The following is a 15,357-nucleotide window of genomic DNA, read 5'->3' as shown; positions in this document are numbered from 1 at the left end:
TGTCGATGCATGGGGGCCTGATGAGCGAGTCGCTGGACGGCGGGAAGACGCTGGCAATGCGGCCGAAGCTGCGGCACGACGTGGTCTTCCTGGACGCGCCGGCCGGGGCGTACCTGCGCGGCCCGGACACCGCCTTCCTGATCAAGGGCAGGACGGCCTTCCGCTGGTTGACGTCGCTGAGCCCGTACCTGACCGGCGAACACACCCTCGCGCAGCTCACCGAGACCCTCGACCCGGGGCAGCGGCAGACCGTGCTGACCCTCGTCCGGGCGCTGATCGCCCGTGGCTTCGCCAAGGACGCCGGGGACCGCGCCGAGCTGCCGCCGCCGTTGGCCCGCCGGTTCGCCGCGCAGGTCGAGTTCGTCGACCACTTCACCGACGACCCCACCGGCCGGTTCCTGCGCTTCCACCAGGCCCGGGTGGTGCTGGGCGGTAGCGGGGCGCCGCTGCTCGCCGCCGCCCTCGGTCTGCTGCGCAACGGATGCGTACGGCTGGACCTGTATCCCGACGACGACCCGGGCTGGTACGTCGAGGCGCTGCGGGCCGACCTGGCCGAGTTGCGGGCCGACGGGGTGGCGGCCGAGGCCACCGTGCACGCCGTACCGCTGACCGTCGGCGACGCGGACGCGGTGGTCTACTGCACCGGGCCGGACGGCCTGTCCCGCCTCGCCGAACTGGCCCGCCGCTGCCACCGGGACGGCCCGCTGCTGGTGCCGGTCTGCTGGGACGAGCAGCGCGCGGTGGTCGGGCCGACCGTGGCCGCCGGCCAGGCGCCCTGCTGGCTCTGCGCCCAGCTCCGCCTCACCGCCGCGGCCGACCCGGCGACGTCGGCCGAGTTCTGGCGCCAGCTTGCCGTCTCGGTCGGCGTACCGGCAGCGCTGCCCGAGGTGACCGGGCGGATGCTGGGCAACGCCGCCGCGTTCGAACTGTTCCGGGCGCTCACCGGGGCACTCGCGCCGGACACCGCGGCCGGGGTGCTCCTGCTCGACACGACCACCCTGGAATCCACCCGGGAGCGGGTGCTGCCGCACCCGGCGTGCCCCGTCTGCCGGCACGTCGAGGTGCCCGCACCGCCGACGCCCGCCGACACCGACGACGAGACGTACCAGCGGGCCGAGGTGCTGGTGGCACCGAACGCCGGAGTCTTCACCCGGTTCGTCGACGACCCGCTGGAACAGGCGCCGCTGAAGACGGCCCGGCTGCGGCTGCCCGGCCGCCGAGGGCCCCGCGAGGTGACCGCCTTCGACGTGCACACCGTGATGGGCGCCCGGCTGGCCGCCTACCGGACGGTGATCCGCGACCACGCCGGCCGGTACGCCGATCCGGCCGGTGCGCTCACCACGTCCGCCGCCGAGCTCCGCGAGCGTGGTGCGGATCCGGTGCCCTGGCTGGAGCTGGACACGGCGACCGGCGCACCCCCGGACGACTCGCGGCGGCGGTGGCTGCCCGCCCAGGTGCTCGGCAGTTCCGACCAGGTCTGGGTTCCCGCCGTGCTGGCGCTGCCCGGCGGCGGCCACGGCGCCGGAGAATGGGCCGAGCCGACGGTGGCCGGTGCGGCCGTCGCGGCCACCCTCGACGGGGTGATCGACCAGGGTCTGGCCGACGCGCTCGCCTACCACGCCCTGATCAGCGCCATGCGCGGCCGGTCCGGGCCACGGGAGGTCAGCGAGGAGGAGCTGGTCGGCGACGAAGACACCGCCTTCGTGGTGAAGGCGGCACATCGGCTCGGCTGCCGGCTGACGGTCGTCGCACTGCCCGCAGCCGCCCCGGCGCACGCGGTGCTCGCCGTCACCGAACTACCCGGCACCGACCGCCGTCACTGGGCACTGGCCGGCGGCTTCGACCCGGTCACCACCCGGCTGGCCGCCGTACGGGACGCGGTCGGCCAGGTCCAGGTGCGGCACTTCGAGCGGGCCGACGCCGACCTCGGCGACCCGGTGCTGCGCGACTTCGAGCCGGCGACGCTCGTGGCCGGCCCCGCCCCGGCCGCCACCGACGCCGCCGACGCCTCGGCGGTCACCGACCGGGCCGCCGTGCTGGCCGCGCTGGCCGAACGGTCGATCAGCGTCCTGCTGGTCGAGACCACCACCCGCGACATCAGGGCCAGCGGGGCGTTCCGCAGCGGTGTGGTCCTGCTGCGCCACCACGGCCGCACGGCCGACTGAAACCACCACGACACGTGGTCCAGCGAGGCACCCACCGTGGGAAGGAGGTGGAAACATGCCGATCACCCTGAACGACGAGCTGCGCGAACTGGAGACCGAAACCTTCGAAATCGAAGAGGTCACCGACGGCGGAGAGACGCTCGCGGCCAGCAGCTCCAGCTGCTCCTGCTCCAGCTGTTGCAGTTGCAGCACGTCCAGCTGCTGCAGCACCAGCACCAGCACCTCCAGCTGCGGCTGACCGGGTGAACGGGTTTGCCCCCGACGCCGATGACCTTCCGTCCCGGTGGGACCGCAACACAACGCCCGACCGCCGCCGGCTCACCCCGGCGAGCAGCCCCGCGTGCCTCCGCTGGATCCACCGTGGTGGTGCGGCCCCCACCCCGACGACTGGCGCCGATCGCGGCTCAAGGAGACGTCCGTGCCGACACAACCCCCGCCATCCGGTTCGCTACCCGACTCGGTCCGCAGTGAACTGCGCGACCTGCAGACCGAGACGTTCGAGGTCGAGGACATCGCGGAACTGTCCGCCGACCTGATGGACATCTGCAGCAGTAGCACCAGCACGTCGAGTTGTTCGAGTTGCAGTACGTCCAGTTGTTGCAGCTGCACCTCGTCGAGTTGCAGCAGCACCAGTTAGGTCACCGGGCCGCCGGGTGGTCCGGACGCCCACGGTCGACGTGACCCTCAAGCCCTCCGAGGGGAGGTGTACCCAGATGCCGGAGCTCAGTGAGGAACTGCGCACGCTCGAAACGGAGACGTTCGAGATCGAGGACGTCGACGCGATCGACGCCATGGTCATGGACTGGTCCAGCTCCAGCTGCTCCTGCTCGAGCTGCTGCAGTTGCAGCACGTCGAGCTGCTGCAGCAGCAGCACCAGCACCGGATGCGGCGGCGGATAACCACCCGCCACCGTCCCCGCCGGCGGTCCACGTCGGCGGGGCACCCGGTACCCCGCCCCCGCCGCACGACCGCAGACAGGTGAACCGCATGATCGTCGACGTCCGGACCACCTCCACCGGATGGGACAGCAGCCTCAAGCAGCTCGGTGAGGTGCTCCACGAACGACGCCAGGACCGGCCGCCTCCGCCGGGTCCGACGCCGCTGGACGGGCTCACCGTCCGGATCGCCGCGCTGGGGCTCACCGACGCCAACCGCGACGACGCCGAGGCGGTACCGGGCGGTGCCGTCCTGCCGATCTGGTTGTACGGCAGCACCGCGCTGGTCGGCCCGCGCTGGGCAGCGCCGACGGACGGCCGACGAGGCGGGCCCTGCCCGCTCTGCGTACAGCGTCGCTGGCAGGCCATCCGGGTACGCGAGGAGCGGCACGCCCTGGAGCACGGCGCCCAGGTCGGCACCGTCGGCGCGTTGCCACACCTGACGCCGTTCGCGGTCGACGCGCTGTGGCAGCTGGTGCTCACCGCCGCCAGCAGGGCGTCCGATCGGCCGGGCGTGGGCCGGCTCTGGCAGCTGCGGATGGACACCCTGGAGACGACGACCGTGGCGGTGCTCGCCGACTCCGAGTGCCCGGCCTGCGCCGATCCCGGGGCGGACACCGCCGAGGCCGCGGTCATGCCGTTGACCAGCCGACCCAAGCCGGACCCGGCGGCGTACCGGCTGCGCTCGGCCGCCGAGCTCGACCTGCCGGTGACGGCGCTGGCCAACCCGGTCGTCGGCGCGTTGGGTGGCAGCGCGCTGCGCGCCTACAACGCCACCGCGACCGCGCCGGTGACCGGATATTTCCGGGTACGCAGCCGCTACGACCTGCACGAGATGTGGTGGAGCGGACACGCCAACAGCTACGGCAGCAGCGAGACGTACGCGCTGCTGGAAGGACTGGAACGGTATGCCGGCCAGTTCCCCCGGGGCAAGCGGCCCACGGTCCTCGACAGCTACGCCAACCTCGCCCCGCACGCCCTCGACCCCGCCGGCCTCGGCTACCACCCGGCGTTCTACCACGGCCACGGGCTCTACTACACCCCGTACTCGCCGACCGAGCCGATGCACTGGGTCTGGGGCTACTCGCTGCGCGACCGCGCGTCCCGGCTGGTCCCCGAGCAGTTGGTGTACTACCTGGACCGGCGCACCGACCAACGCAAGTTCGTCCAGGAGTGCTCCAACGGCTGTGCCAGTGGCAGTTGCCTGGAGGAGGCGCTGCTGCACGGCATGCTCGAACTGGTCGAGCGGGACGCCTTCCTGCTCGCCTGGTACGGCTCCGCGCGGCTGGCCGAGATCGACCCGGCCACCTGCCGTGACGAGCGGGTGCACTTCATGATCGATCGGGTGAACCTGCTCGGGTACGACCTGCGCCTCTTCGACACCCGCGCCGACCTGCCCGTACCGGTGGTCACCGCGGTCGCCGTCAAGCGTGGCGACGGGCTCGGCCAGCTCTGCTTCGCCGCCGGGGCCAGCCTGGACCCCGACGACGCGGTCCGCGCGGCGGTCTGCGAAACCGCGTCGTACGTGCCCGGCTTCGACGAGCGGGTGGCCGCCAGCGAGCCGGAACTGCGGGAGATGACCCGCGACTACACCAAGGTCACCGAGCTGAGCCACCACGCCCTGCTGTACGGGCTGCCGGAGATGACCGACCACGCGCGGTTCCTCTTCGACGACCCGCCGCTGCGCTCGATGAGCGACCTGTACGGCGACTGGCTGGCCGCCCGGCCGACCCACGACGACCTGCGGGCCGACACGGAGTACCTGGGCGAGCTGATCGCCGGGCTGGGCGGTGACGTCGTCGCGGTCGACCAGACCTGCCCGGAGCAGGAGATCGCCGGGGTGCACACGGTGGCCGTGGTCGCCCCCGCCCTGGTGCCGATCGACTTCGGCTGGCAGCGGCAGCGGGTGCTCTACAGCGACCGACTGGACCGCCACCTGGCCCGAGGCCAGCACGGACCGGACCGGCTCGGCGCCACCGGCCGCAACCTGAACCCGCACCCCTTCCCGTAGGAGCACCGGCATGCAGCTTCCGGCCCGCGACATCGTGCGGGACTACACCGAGGCGGTCTTCCGCCGGGCCCGGGTTCCGATGGAGCCCCTCAACTTCGAGGTGGACTGGGTCGACCAGCCGTCCCGGCACACCGCATACCCGGGCGCCCCCCGGTTGCCGCTGCCGACGCAGCTGCCCGAGTTGGCCAGCCTGCGCGAGCTGTTCACCCGGACGGATCCGCCGGCACCGGCGGGCTGGTCGTTGACCCGGCTGGCAGCCCTGCTCCGGCTGTCGTACGGGGTGCTCGACCGGCGGATGACCATCAACTGGAACCAGGACGTCGCCAAACGGGCGCACTTCGAGCACGCCGTCTGGGGGCGGGGCACCGCCTCCGGCGGCGGCATGTACCCGGTGGAACTGCACCTGGTCGCCGGGGCCTCCGCGCCGCTGCTGCCCGGCGTCTACCACTACGACACCGGTCGGCACGTGCTCCAGCGCCTGCTGGTCGGCGACGTCAGCGGCACCGTCCGGGCCGGACTGGTCGGCGCCGAGGACGCCGACAGCTACCTGGTGGTGAGCCTCCGGTTCTGGAAGAACTCGTTCAAGTACAACAGCTTCTGCTACCACGTGGTCACCCAGGACCTCGGCGCGCTGCTCGGCTCCTGGGAGCTGCTGGCGTCGGCGCTGGGGGTGCCGCTGCGCCGGCTGCTCTGCTTCGACCCCGAGCCGATGGACCGGCTGCTCGGGTTCGACAGCGACGCGCAGAGTGTCTTCGCCGTCGTACCGCTGCGCTGGGACGCCGCCCCGGCCGAGATCGAAGCCGCCCCGGCCGAGAACGAAGCCGACCCGGTCGGGAGCGCCGGGCCCGTGGCTCCCACCATGGACGGCGGGTCGCCCCACCCGCCGTCGGTGGATCTTCGGGTCCGCTACGCCGCGCACGAACGCTCCGAGCGGGTGCGGCAGTTCGCCGCCGTGACCGCGGTGCACCGGGCGGCGGCCGCCGCTCCGACCGCCGTCGATCCCGCCGCGGTCATCGCCGCGGCGCCCCGGCCACTGTCCGGCGAACCGGTCGCGCTGCCCGGACCCCGGCTCGACCTGCTCGACCGTCCGCTGTCGACGGTGCTGGCCACCCGGTCCAGCAGCTTCGGGCGATTCCGTCGGCCACCCGAACTGACCGCCGCCGAACTCGGCACCACCCTCGCGTTCGCCGCCGCCGGCCGGCCCCACCCGGCCGACGCCGGCCTACCCGCCGACGCACCGGCACTGACCCGACTCTGGGTCTTCGCCAACCACCTCGACGGGCTGCCCGCCGGCGGCTACGCCTACTGCGCCCGGCGGCACGCGCTGCTGCCCGCCGCCCCTGAACCCGACATCGGGATGCCGGCGTTCCTGCAACAGCAGTACTTCCTCACCAACTACACGATGGGACAGGTCGGCGCGGTGCTGGCCATCTCCGGACGGCTCGACGCCGTGCTCGACGCGTACGGTCCCCGGGGTTACCGGATCCTCAACGCCGAGATCGGCGCGGTCGCCCAGCGGGTCTACTGCGCCGCGACCGCGCAGCGGGTCGGCTGCGGTGCGGTGCTGGGTTTCGACAACGTGTCCATGGACGCCGCGCTCGGCCTGGACGGCAGCGACGAACGGACGGTGTTGTTCCTGCTCCTCGGGCGCCACCCGGACGCCGTCGCCGACCTGGAGTACCGGCTGTGACGCCCCCGACCCGCACCGACGCGCCGACGAAGGAGAGACCCGTGACGGTGTCGCTGCCCGCCCCACCGGCCGCCGAGATGTCCTGGCGGATGCCCGAGGTGTTCATGCTGCGCACCGGCGGCCTGCCGCTGGAGGTCGCCGACCGGCTCGCCTTCGACCGCAGCGCCGCCTGGGCCCGCCAGGTCGTCGACCTGGAGACGCGGCTGCGCGACACGGGCCGGGAACTGGCCGACGCGTTGCAGGCGGTGGTGGCCCGCCACCTGCACGACGACGGGCTGCGGCAACGGCTGATCCGGCTGCGCCGCGACGTGTACAACCTGCGCCGACCGCGCCCGGCCAACCCGGCGGACTGGCCGGACGGACCACTGGGCCGCGACACCCACCGGGCGCTCACCGACTGGCTGGAGACCTTCGCGGCGTACCAGCAGAAGTTGACCGACGGCGCGACCGTGCTGGCCGAGGAGCTGACCGAACGCCGCGCGGTGCTGCGCGACCTGGCCGACGACCCCGACCTGCGCGGCGGGATCCTGCTCGCCTCCCCGTCGCTCGACCAGTACCTGCCCGGATACCTCGCCACGGCGGGCCGGCCCGGCAAACGCACCCGCCGGGTGGAGCGTTCACTGCTCGAGTACGCGCTGCGAACCGCCTGCAAGACCAGCCCGTTCAGCCGGCTGACCACCGTCAACGTCGGCACCTTCAGCCGGGGCACCGGCGCGTTGCTCGACGTACGCCCGGCCACCGGTGCCGGCAAACGCGGGGTGACCCGGCTCAACCTCGCCGCCCTGGGGCGGCTGTCGGCGATCGTGCTGGCCGACGAGACGTTACGCGCGGACCTGCCGGTCACCGTCACCACCGGCTGGCGCATCGAACGCGGCCGGCTGCGCTACCTGCGGCGGCGACGGACCAGCTCGGAGGACGGCGACGCGGCGATCACCCTGGAGTCCATCCACGAGTCGCTGTTCGTGCTGCCCACCGGTCAGGTGCTGCACGACATCCTGGCCGCGCTCGACGGCGGTCGCGTCCGGCGACTCTCCGAACTGGCCGCCGAGTTGGCCGCCGACGGCCGTCCCGCCGACGAGATCGGGCAGTACCTGCACCACCTGCTGCGGGTCGGCCTGCTGGTGGTGCCGAACCTGCAACTGGACATCCACGCCGACGACCCGGTGGAGGGCTACCGCCTCGCGCTGTGCGGCATCGACCGGCAGTGGGCCGAGCGGCTCGCCGAGCGGGTCGGTGCCGTCAACCGCCTCGCCACCGACTACCCGGCCGCCGACGTGGCCGGCCGCCGCGCCGCGCTGGCGGGGATCCGCCAGGAACTTGTCGCCGCCCACGCCGACCTCGGCCGCGCCGACGTCCCGGCCCCCCGGACCCTGGTGTACGAGGACGCCACGCTGGACACCGACGCTCCGGTCACCGCCGACCCGGACCGCTGGCAGCGGGCGGTGCTGCCCGGCCTGCGAGCGCTGGCGCGGATCATGCCGGTGTTCGACGTCAACCTGCCCCGACGGCTGGTCACCAAGGGCTTCTTCCAGGCCCGCTACGGTGTCGGCGGGCGCTGCGACGACCTGCTCAGCTTCGCCCACGAGTTCCAGCAGGACTTCTTCGAGCACTACACCGGGCGGATGATGCGCCGTCGGGCGTTCGACGCGGACAACGCCTACGTCCGGCAGGAGAACTGGTTCCGGCAACAGGAGATCACCGCCCTGGACGACGCGCGCGTCGAGGTGGCCCGGCGGGTCGACGAGGCGTACGCCGGGCTGCCGGACGACGCCGAGGAACTGGTGCTCGACGAGGCGTTCATGACCGAGGTGGCCGCCATGGTGCCGGACACGCTCGGCATCCTCGACCCGCGTTCCTTCTTCCTCCAGTTCGCCGACCAGGACGACCGGCAGCGGGTGGTGGTCAACCGGGTCTACTCGGGCATGACGCTGCTCTTCTCCCGCTTCGCGCACCTGTTCGCCGGTGCGGATCTGGCCGGGGCGCTGCGTACCGAGCTGGCCCGGCTCCAGCCGCCCGGTGCGGTGCTCGCCGAACTGCGTGGCGGGTACGACGCCACCAACCTCAACCTGCACCCGGCGGTCACCCCGTACGAGCTGGTCTGCCCCGGGGAGATCAGCTTCCGGCCGGCGGCGGAGCAGATCCACATGGACGACCTCAGCATCGAACACGATCCGGTGGCCGACCGGCTGCTGCTGCGCTCGCGCCGGCTCGACGCCGAGGTCATCCCGGTCTACCTGGGTTTCCTGCTGCCGATGGCGCTGCCGGAGGTGCAGCAGGTGCTGCTCAACTTCGCCCACCTCGGGATGGCCCAGCCGGACCTGTGGGCCGGCACCACCGTGCCGTTGCCGGACCGGGGCATGGTCGGTTACCCCCGCATCGTGCACGGCGACCTGGTGCTGCAACGGCGGATGTGGAAACTGCACCCCGATCACCTGCCACCGGCGCGTACCCCACAGGTCGGCGACGCCGACTGGTTCCTCGGCTGGCAGCGGTGGCGGCGGGAGAACAGGCTGCCGCGCCGGGTGTTCGCCACCCCGGAGGGCACCCGCCTCGCCCCCGCCACCGACGGTGCCGCACCGGCGGGCGGCGGCACGGCGGGTGGCCGCCCGGAGCACAAACCGCTCTATGTCGACTTCGACAGCTACCTCTGTCTGCAACTGCTGGAAGCGATGGGACGCTCCGCGGGCAGCCGGCTGGTCCTCGTCGAGATGCTGCCGGACCGCGACGAACAGGTGGTACGCGGGGAGTCCGGCACGTACGTCACCGAACTGACCGTCGAACTCAACGGTGTCCGAGGGGGAGTGGACCATGACTGACTATCCGTCGCCGGTGGACCACGGCTGGCTCAGCGTCCACGTGTTCTACGCCAGCAACGCCAACCCGATGCTGGTGGAAGGGGTGCGGCCGCTGGTGGACGAGTTGCGCGACGAGGGGCTGATCAGCCGGTACTTCTTCATCAAGTACTGGATGGAGGGCCCACACGTACGGCTGCGGGTGCTGCCGGCCCCCGGCGTCGACCCGGAGCTGGTGCGGGCCCGGGTGGACGAGGCCATCGCGGCCTTCCTGCGTCGCCGACCCGCGCTCTACGAGGTCGACAGCGAGGGACTGGGCGAGCTGTACAAGCAGATGTTCCTCGCCGAGTACGGCCAGCAACGGTGGGATGCCGAGTACGGCCCGACCGGGGTGATGCCGATGCGGGAGAACAACAGCGCCCACCACATCCCGTACGAGCGCGAGTACGGCCGCTACGGCGGCCCGGCCGGCATCGAGTTGGCCGAGTGGCACTTCGAGCACTCCAGCGACGTGGTGCTCGACCTGCTGGCCACCACCAACGTCCACGTACGACCGGTGCTGCTGGGCCTGTCGGCGCAACTGAGCATGATGATGTGCGCGGTGTTTCTCGACGACGACCGGCAGATCGCCGAGTTCCTCGACGAGTACCGCCGGTTCTGGGAGATCTCCTACTCCGAGCCGAGCGACGACTACCACGCCAGCTTCGACACCAGCTACCGCCGGATGGACGTCGCGCTGCGCGACCGGCTCGCCGCCATCCGCGCGGCGGCGCGCGGCCCGGCACCGGCCCGCGCCACCGGGGTCGAAGACCGCTGGGCGGCGCACTGCCGTGAGCTGCGCGACCGGGTGGTCACCGCGGCCGGGCAGGGCAACCTCCTCTTCCAGCGCGGCGACGCCGAGCCCCGCGTGGTCGACGACCTCGACGCGGTCGTACCGATCCTGCTCAGCTCGTACCTGCACATGACCAACAACCGGCTCGGCGTGAGCATCCTCGACGAGATCTACCTGTCGTACCTGATGCGGACCGCGCTGCTCGACGAGCTGGCACCGGCCGGACCCCGATGACCACCGTCGAGGCCAGCCAGAGCGCCACCTGGGCCCGGCCCCGGCTGCGGCCCGGGGTGGTGCTCGGCCCGGGGGTGTGGCGGGACGGGAAACTCGTCCACCACGTGATGGATCCCGAGACCGGCTGGTACTACCGGGTGGGGCCACGGGAGCACTTCCTGATGTCGCGGATGGACGGCACCCGCGGCCTGGACGACCTGGCCGGCGAGTACGCCACCGCCTACCAGCGCCGGCTCGGGCCGGAGAACTGGCAGCAGCTGTTCGGCATGCTGCACCAGCGGCAACTGCTGCACGGCGCGACGGATCCGGATGCCCTCGCCGAACTCACCGCCTCGGCCGCCGCGGGCGCGGCGAAGGCCCGGCGTGGTCCGCTGTCGGCGCGGCTGCCGCTGTTCGACCCGCAGCGGCTGTTCACCCGGGTGCTGCCCTGGCTGGCGCCGGTGTTCACCTGGTGGTTCGTGGTGCCGGCGCTGCTGCTGGCGCTGGCCGTCGCCGGGTACGTGGTCTGGCAGCTGCCGGAGCTGGCCGGCGGCGTCGGTGGTGGCCGCCCGCTGCCGGCCATCCTGATCGCGGTGGTGGTCACCTGGCTGATCGTCTTCCTGCACGAGTGCGCCCACGGGCTGACCTGCCGGCATTTCGGTGGGCGGGTCACCGAGATCGGGGTGATGTGGCGTTTCCCGCTGCTGGCCCCGTACTGCAAGGTCGACGACGTGGTGCTGTTCACCCCGCGCCGGCGGGTGGCCACCGCCTTCGCCGGCGTCTTCGTGAGCATGCTGGCGCTGGTGCCGTTCGCGGCGCTGCGCCTCTGGGGGCCGCCGGACGGGATGCTGTACGACCTGGCCGGCACGATGCTGCTCTTCGGCACCGCCACGGCCGCGATCAACCTGGTGCCGTTCCTACGGCTCGACGGTTACCACATGCTCAGCCACGCGTTGAACCTCGCCGACCTGCGCGCCGACACGTACCGGTTCTACCGCCGGCTGCTGCGCCAGGGACCGCAGGCGGTGCGCGACTACCGCCCACGCGACCGGCTGGCGTACGCCCTCTACGGCCTGGCCTCCGCCCTGTTCGCCGGCACCGTGCTGAGCCTTCTGATCCACTACTGGTACACCACCCTGGCCCGGTGGGTCGGCCCCGGCTGGTCCATCACCATCCTGATCGCCGAAGCAGCCCTCCTGACGGCCCTCCTCACCCACCACACCCGCCGCCGCCCGGCCCCACCCCGCCCCCGTTGATCAAGAGGTTTGCGTCGGAGTACGGCCTGATCCCAGACGCAAGGCTCTTGATCAACGAGGGCGGAGGCGGGGGAGGGGGGAGAGGGGAGGGGTGGAGGGGTGGGGTTAGGTCTTGTCGGCGCCTTCGTTGGCGTCTCGGACGAAGTGGCGTTGGAAGACGACGAAGATGATCGCCACGGGGATGGTGGCGAGCAGGGCGGCGCCGAGCTTCAGGGGGTACTGGGTGCCCTTGCCGAGCGAGCCGCTGACCAGGTCGGCGAGGCCGCGCGGCAGGGTGAACAGGCTCGGATCCTGCACCGAGACCAGGCTGTGCGGGAACTCGTTCCAGGAGCCCTGGAACGACAGGATGGTCAGGGTGATCAGGGCTGGCTTCGCCATCGGCAGCACCACCGACCAGTAGGTGCGGAAGATGCCGGCGCCGTCGATGCGGGCCGCCTCCTCCACGCTGACCGGAATGGACTCGAAGAACTGCTTCATGATGAACACGCCGGCGGCGTCGGCGAGCAGCGGCAGGATCAGTCCGGTGTAGCTGTTGTAGATGCCGAGCTGGTTGAGCACCAGGAACTTCGGGATCAGCAGCACCACACCGGGCACCGCCATCACCGCGATGACCGCGGCGAACAGCCCGCCACGACCCCGGAAGCGCAGCCGGGCCAGCGCGTACCCGGCGAGTGAGCAGAAGAACACCCGGCCGGCGGTGGCCAGCACCGTCACCAGCACCGAGTTGCCCAGCCAGAGCGGGAAGTTGGTGCCGGTGAAGATCCGGACGAAGCCGTCGAGCACCAGCGGGTCGGGGATGGGTGACAGCGGGTTGGTCGCCGCGTCCGGCTCGGTCTTGAGCGAGTTGCCGATCTGGATGACGAACGGGTAGAGGAAGACCAGCGAGAAGAAGACCAGGACGGCGTACCCCAGGAAGCGGGTGGCCAGGGTGCGTGGCCCCCGGTCGCCGCGCCGCGTGGGCGTCGCCGGTCGGTCGGCCAGGGTGGTCATCGCGCGGTTCCTTCCGGTGTACGACGTCGACGGCGCCGCCCCCATCGGGACCGTTCGGGATCCCGGTCGGCCATCAACCAGCGTTGGGTCAGGGTGAGCACGATGATGATCAGGAACAGGACGAAGGAGATCGCCGCACCGGAGCCGTACTCGAAGTCCCGAAACGCGGTGCGGTACGACAGGTAGGCCGGGGTCAGGGTGGTCTTGGCCGGGTCGCCCTGACTCATCACGTACACCTGGTCGAAGACCTGCCAGGAGCCGATCAGGCCGAGGGTGAGCACCAGGAAGGTGGTCGGCTTGATCATCGGCAGGGTGACGTGGCGGAACCGCTGCCAGCGGCCGGCACCGTCGAGGGTGCTGGCCTCCTCCAGGGCGACGGGGACGTTCTGTAGGGCGGCGAGGAACATCAGCATGAAGGTGCCGGAGGTGGTCCAGATGACCAGCGCGATGATCGACGTCATCGCCACACTGGGCCCGGACAGCCACTCCCACCAGCTCAGCCCGAACGGCCCGCCGTCGGTCAGCGCGGCGGGTGGGGTGTCCACGCCGACCACGCCGAGCAGCAGGTGCAGCACGCCCCGGGAGTCGGCGAACCACTGCGGCCCGCTGATGCCGAACATCGCCAGCAGGCTGTTGACCGCGCCGGAGTTGGCGAACAGGAACAGGAACACCACGCTGATCGCCACCGAGCTGGTGACCGACGGGAAGTAGAACGCGGTCCGGAAGAAGCTCTTGCCCTTGAGCAGCCGGTTGTTGACCACCAGCGCCAGCCCGAGGGCGAGCACCGTCTGCGTCGGTACGACCAGCAACACGTAGTACAGGTTGTTGCGGATGCTGGTCATGAAGTCCCGACGGGCCAGGCCCTCGTCGGTGAACAGCCGCGTGTAGTTGTCGGTGCCGACGAACGGCACCTTGCCGGTGAACGGACTGCCCTGCCCGTTCCAGCCGGTCAGGCTCACCCACAGCGCCATCAGGATCGGCAGCAGCAGGAACAGCCCGAGGATGACGATCACCGGCGCGACGAACAGCCAGCCGGCGATGTTCTCGTTGGCGCGTACGCTGCCGCGCGGTCGGCGGCGATCTGGTTCGCCGCTCGCGGTCGCCGCGGCCGGCAGCACGTTCGTCGCCATCTTTCCCTCCCTCCGGTCGGGTGGAAGCAGGGGCCCCTTCCTAACGCCTCAGGTATAGGAAGGGGCCCCTGCAATCACTCAGTTGCCGCCGAGCGCGGCCTGGGCGTTCTTGTCGAAGGTGGCGAGGATGTTCTTCGGGTCGCCGTTGGCCAGACCCTGCAGGCCGGCCTCCAGGTCCTGTAGGACGCTGTCCATCTTGGGGGCGTTCACCGGACCCTGGGCGTACTCGGCGCCGTCGATGAACGGCTTGTCGGCGGGGAACGCCGCGGTGTACTGGTCGCGGACCGACTGGCGCGAGGGCATCACACCGAACGCCGTGGCGAAGGCCATCTGCTGCTCGCCGCTGGTCATCGCCTCCACGAACGTGATCGCCTGCTCCTTGTACTTGGACTTGGCGGCGATGCCCCAGCACTGGGTGAAGGAGAGGGTGCCCTTGCCGGCCGGCCCTGCCGGCAGCTCGACGACCTGGTACTTGACGTTCGGGAAGTCGTTCTGGAGGGCGCCCTTGATCCAGTTGCCCTCGATGGTCATCACCGCGGCGCCCTTGCCGAACGCCTCACCGGACCAGCCCGCGTCGAGCTGCTTCGGGAAGCGGACGAGACCCTCGGTGACCAACTCCTTGACGTACGTCAGCGCGGCCACGTTCGCCGGGCTGGCGCCGGTGGCGGTACGCCCGTCGGAGTTGAGCAGCCAGCCACCGTTCTGCACGAAGAAGGCGCCGATGCGGTCGCGGGTGTCGCCCAGCACCAGCGGCACCATCCCCTTCGCCTTGATCTTGCGCGAGGTGGCGGTGAGCTGGTCCCAGCTGGTCGGCACGTCGGCGTCGGTCAGTCCGGCCTTGCTCCAGAGTTCGGTGTTGATCTGGAGGGCGAGGGTGGAGAAGTCCTTGGGGGCGCAGTACAGCTTGCCGTCGTAGGTGAAGGTGTTGCGCAGGCTCTCGTAGAAGTCGCCGGTGTCGCTGATCTGGTCACCGTACGGTTCGAGGGCGCCGACGCTGGCGTAGTCGGCGAAGCGGGTGGCGTCGACGTAGAAGACGTCCGGCGGGTTGCCGCCGGCCAGCCCCTGGCCGAGCTGCTGGGTCAGGTCCTGGGCGGGTACCACGGTGGCCTGGTTGCCGGAGGCGGTGGCCCAGGCCGCCGCGGCCTCCTGGACGGCCTTGGTCTCGGCGTCCCCGGAGGAGCCGATCATGATCTGGAGACTGGCCGGGCCGGTGGACTGGGTGGTCTCACCGGCGGAGTCGTCGAAGCCGCTGCCGCAGGCGGTGGTGCCGAACAGTGCGGCGGCGGTGAGGCCGGCGACGGCCACCCTGGTGAGGGCGCGAGGTGTCATCGGATTGTTCTCCT

12 protein-coding genes are annotated in these 15,357 nt (G+C 71.6%); 9 read left to right on the top strand and 3 right to left on the bottom strand.

Features of this window, described 5'->3' with window-relative positions; translation table 11 throughout:
* Nucleotides 1-20: 20 nt before the first annotated feature.
* The 9 genes from E0H26_RS02080 (at nucleotide 21) to E0H26_RS02040 (ending at nucleotide 11,894) form a co-directional block, all read left to right on the top strand.
* Nucleotides 21-2,165 carry a TOMM precursor leader peptide-binding protein gene (locus tag E0H26_RS02080; RefSeq protein ID WP_165521731.1) on the top strand — a complete coding sequence of 715 codons (2,145 nt, stop codon included), beginning with the start codon at nucleotides 21-23 and terminating at the stop codon, nucleotides 2,163-2,165.
* A 55-nt stretch (nucleotides 2,166-2,220) separates the two neighbouring features.
* Nucleotides 2,221-2,403 carry a hypothetical protein gene (locus tag E0H26_RS02075; protein ID WP_131300136.1) on the top strand — a complete coding sequence of 61 codons (183 nt, stop codon included), beginning with the start codon at nucleotides 2,221-2,223 and terminating at the stop codon, nucleotides 2,401-2,403.
* Nucleotides 2,404-2,583: 180 nt separating this feature from the next.
* Complete coding sequence (locus E0H26_RS02070) at nucleotides 2,584-2,802, top strand: thiazolylpeptide-type bacteriocin (RefSeq protein ID WP_131300134.1); 219 nt, start codon at nucleotides 2,584-2,586, stop codon at nucleotides 2,800-2,802.
* 76 nt (nucleotides 2,803-2,878) lie between these two features.
* Nucleotides 2,879-3,064, top strand: a complete 186-nt coding sequence (locus E0H26_RS02065; RefSeq protein WP_131300132.1) for a thiazolylpeptide-type bacteriocin — start codon at nucleotides 2,879-2,881, stop codon at nucleotides 3,062-3,064.
* An 88-nt stretch (nucleotides 3,065-3,152) separates the two neighbouring features.
* Nucleotides 3,153-5,111, top strand: coding sequence for a TOMM precursor leader peptide-binding protein (locus E0H26_RS02060; RefSeq protein WP_131300130.1), 1,959 nt, complete (start codon nucleotides 3,153-3,155; stop codon nucleotides 5,109-5,111).
* 10 nt (nucleotides 5,112-5,121) lie between these two features.
* Nucleotides 5,122-6,801: a SagB family peptide dehydrogenase gene (locus E0H26_RS02055; RefSeq protein ID WP_131300128.1), complete on the top strand. Its 1,680-nt coding sequence runs from the start codon at nucleotides 5,122-5,124 to the stop codon at nucleotides 6,799-6,801.
* Nucleotides 6,802-6,842: 41 nt separating this feature from the next.
* Entirely contained in the window at nucleotides 6,843-9,617 is a 2,775-nt protein-coding gene (locus tag E0H26_RS02050) for a lantibiotic dehydratase (RefSeq protein ID WP_131300126.1), read from the top strand.
* On the top strand, nucleotides 9,610-10,659 hold the full coding sequence (locus tag E0H26_RS02045) for a thiopeptide-type bacteriocin biosynthesis protein (protein ID WP_165521730.1): 1,050 nt from the start codon (nucleotides 9,610-9,612) through the stop codon (nucleotides 10,657-10,659). The genes E0H26_RS02050 and E0H26_RS02045 overlap by 8 nt, the downstream gene beginning before the upstream one ends.
* Nucleotides 10,656-11,894: a M50 family metallopeptidase gene (locus E0H26_RS02040; RefSeq protein WP_131300122.1), complete on the top strand. Its 1,239-nt coding sequence runs from the start codon at nucleotides 10,656-10,658 to the stop codon at nucleotides 11,892-11,894. The genes E0H26_RS02045 and E0H26_RS02040 overlap by 4 nt, the downstream gene beginning before the upstream one ends.
* Nucleotides 11,895-11,999: 105 nt before the next feature.
* Here E0H26_RS02040 and E0H26_RS02035 read toward each other — a convergent pair whose 3' ends face one another.
* The 3 genes from E0H26_RS02035 to E0H26_RS02025 form a co-directional block, all read right to left on the bottom strand.
* Nucleotides 12,000-12,884, bottom strand: coding sequence for a carbohydrate ABC transporter permease (locus tag E0H26_RS02035; protein ID WP_131300120.1), 885 nt, complete (start codon nucleotides 12,882-12,884; stop codon nucleotides 12,000-12,002).
* The gene (locus E0H26_RS02030; RefSeq protein ID WP_131300118.1) at nucleotides 12,881-14,014 is read right to left on the bottom strand and encodes a carbohydrate ABC transporter permease; all 1,134 of its coding nucleotides are present in this window, start codon (nucleotides 14,012-14,014) and stop codon (nucleotides 12,881-12,883) included. Before E0H26_RS02030 ends, E0H26_RS02035 begins: the two co-directional genes overlap by 4 nt.
* A 78-nt stretch (nucleotides 14,015-14,092) precedes the next feature.
* Nucleotides 14,093-15,343 carry a sugar ABC transporter substrate-binding protein gene (locus E0H26_RS02025; protein WP_131300116.1) on the bottom strand — a complete coding sequence of 417 codons (1,251 nt, stop codon included), beginning with the start codon at nucleotides 15,341-15,343 and terminating at the stop codon, nucleotides 14,093-14,095.
* Nucleotides 15,344-15,357: the final 14 nt, after the last annotated feature.

The organism is Micromonospora zingiberis, from assembly GCF_004331455.1.
GTDB lineage: Bacteria > Actinomycetota > Actinomycetes > Mycobacteriales > Micromonosporaceae > Micromonospora > Micromonospora zingiberis.
This window is presented reverse-complemented; position numbering and strand designations above follow the sequence as displayed.

Excerpts from the sequence above, each read along its gene's own strand:
- E0H26_RS02045 (WP_165521730.1), top strand. The coding sequence starts at position 9,610 with ATGACTGACTATCCGTCGCCGGTGGACCACGGCTGGCTCAGCGTCCAC.
- E0H26_RS02080 (WP_165521731.1), top strand. The coding sequence starts at position 21 with ATGAGCGAGTCGCTGGACGGCGGGAAGACGCTGGCAATGCGGCCGAAG.
- E0H26_RS02055 (WP_131300128.1), top strand. The coding sequence starts at position 5,122 with ATGCAGCTTCCGGCCCGCGACATCGTGCGGGACTACACCGAGGCGGTC.
- E0H26_RS02040 (WP_131300122.1), top strand. The coding sequence starts at position 10,656 with ATGACCACCGTCGAGGCCAGCCAGAGCGCCACCTGGGCCCGGCCCCGG.
- E0H26_RS02030 (WP_131300118.1), bottom strand. The coding sequence starts at position 14,014 with ATGGCGACGAACGTGCTGCCGGCCGCGGCGACCGCGAGCGGCGAACCA.
- E0H26_RS02035 (WP_131300120.1), bottom strand. The coding sequence starts at position 12,884 with ATGACCACCCTGGCCGACCGACCGGCGACGCCCACGCGGCGCGGCGAC.
- E0H26_RS02075 (WP_131300136.1), top strand. The coding sequence starts at position 2,221 with ATGCCGATCACCCTGAACGACGAGCTGCGCGAACTGGAGACCGAAACC.
- E0H26_RS02025 (WP_131300116.1), bottom strand. The coding sequence starts at position 15,343 with ATGACACCTCGCGCCCTCACCAGGGTGGCCGTCGCCGGCCTCACCGCC.
- E0H26_RS02065 (WP_131300132.1), top strand. The coding sequence starts at position 2,879 with ATGCCGGAGCTCAGTGAGGAACTGCGCACGCTCGAAACGGAGACGTTC.
- E0H26_RS02060 (WP_131300130.1), top strand. The coding sequence starts at position 3,153 with ATGATCGTCGACGTCCGGACCACCTCCACCGGATGGGACAGCAGCCTC.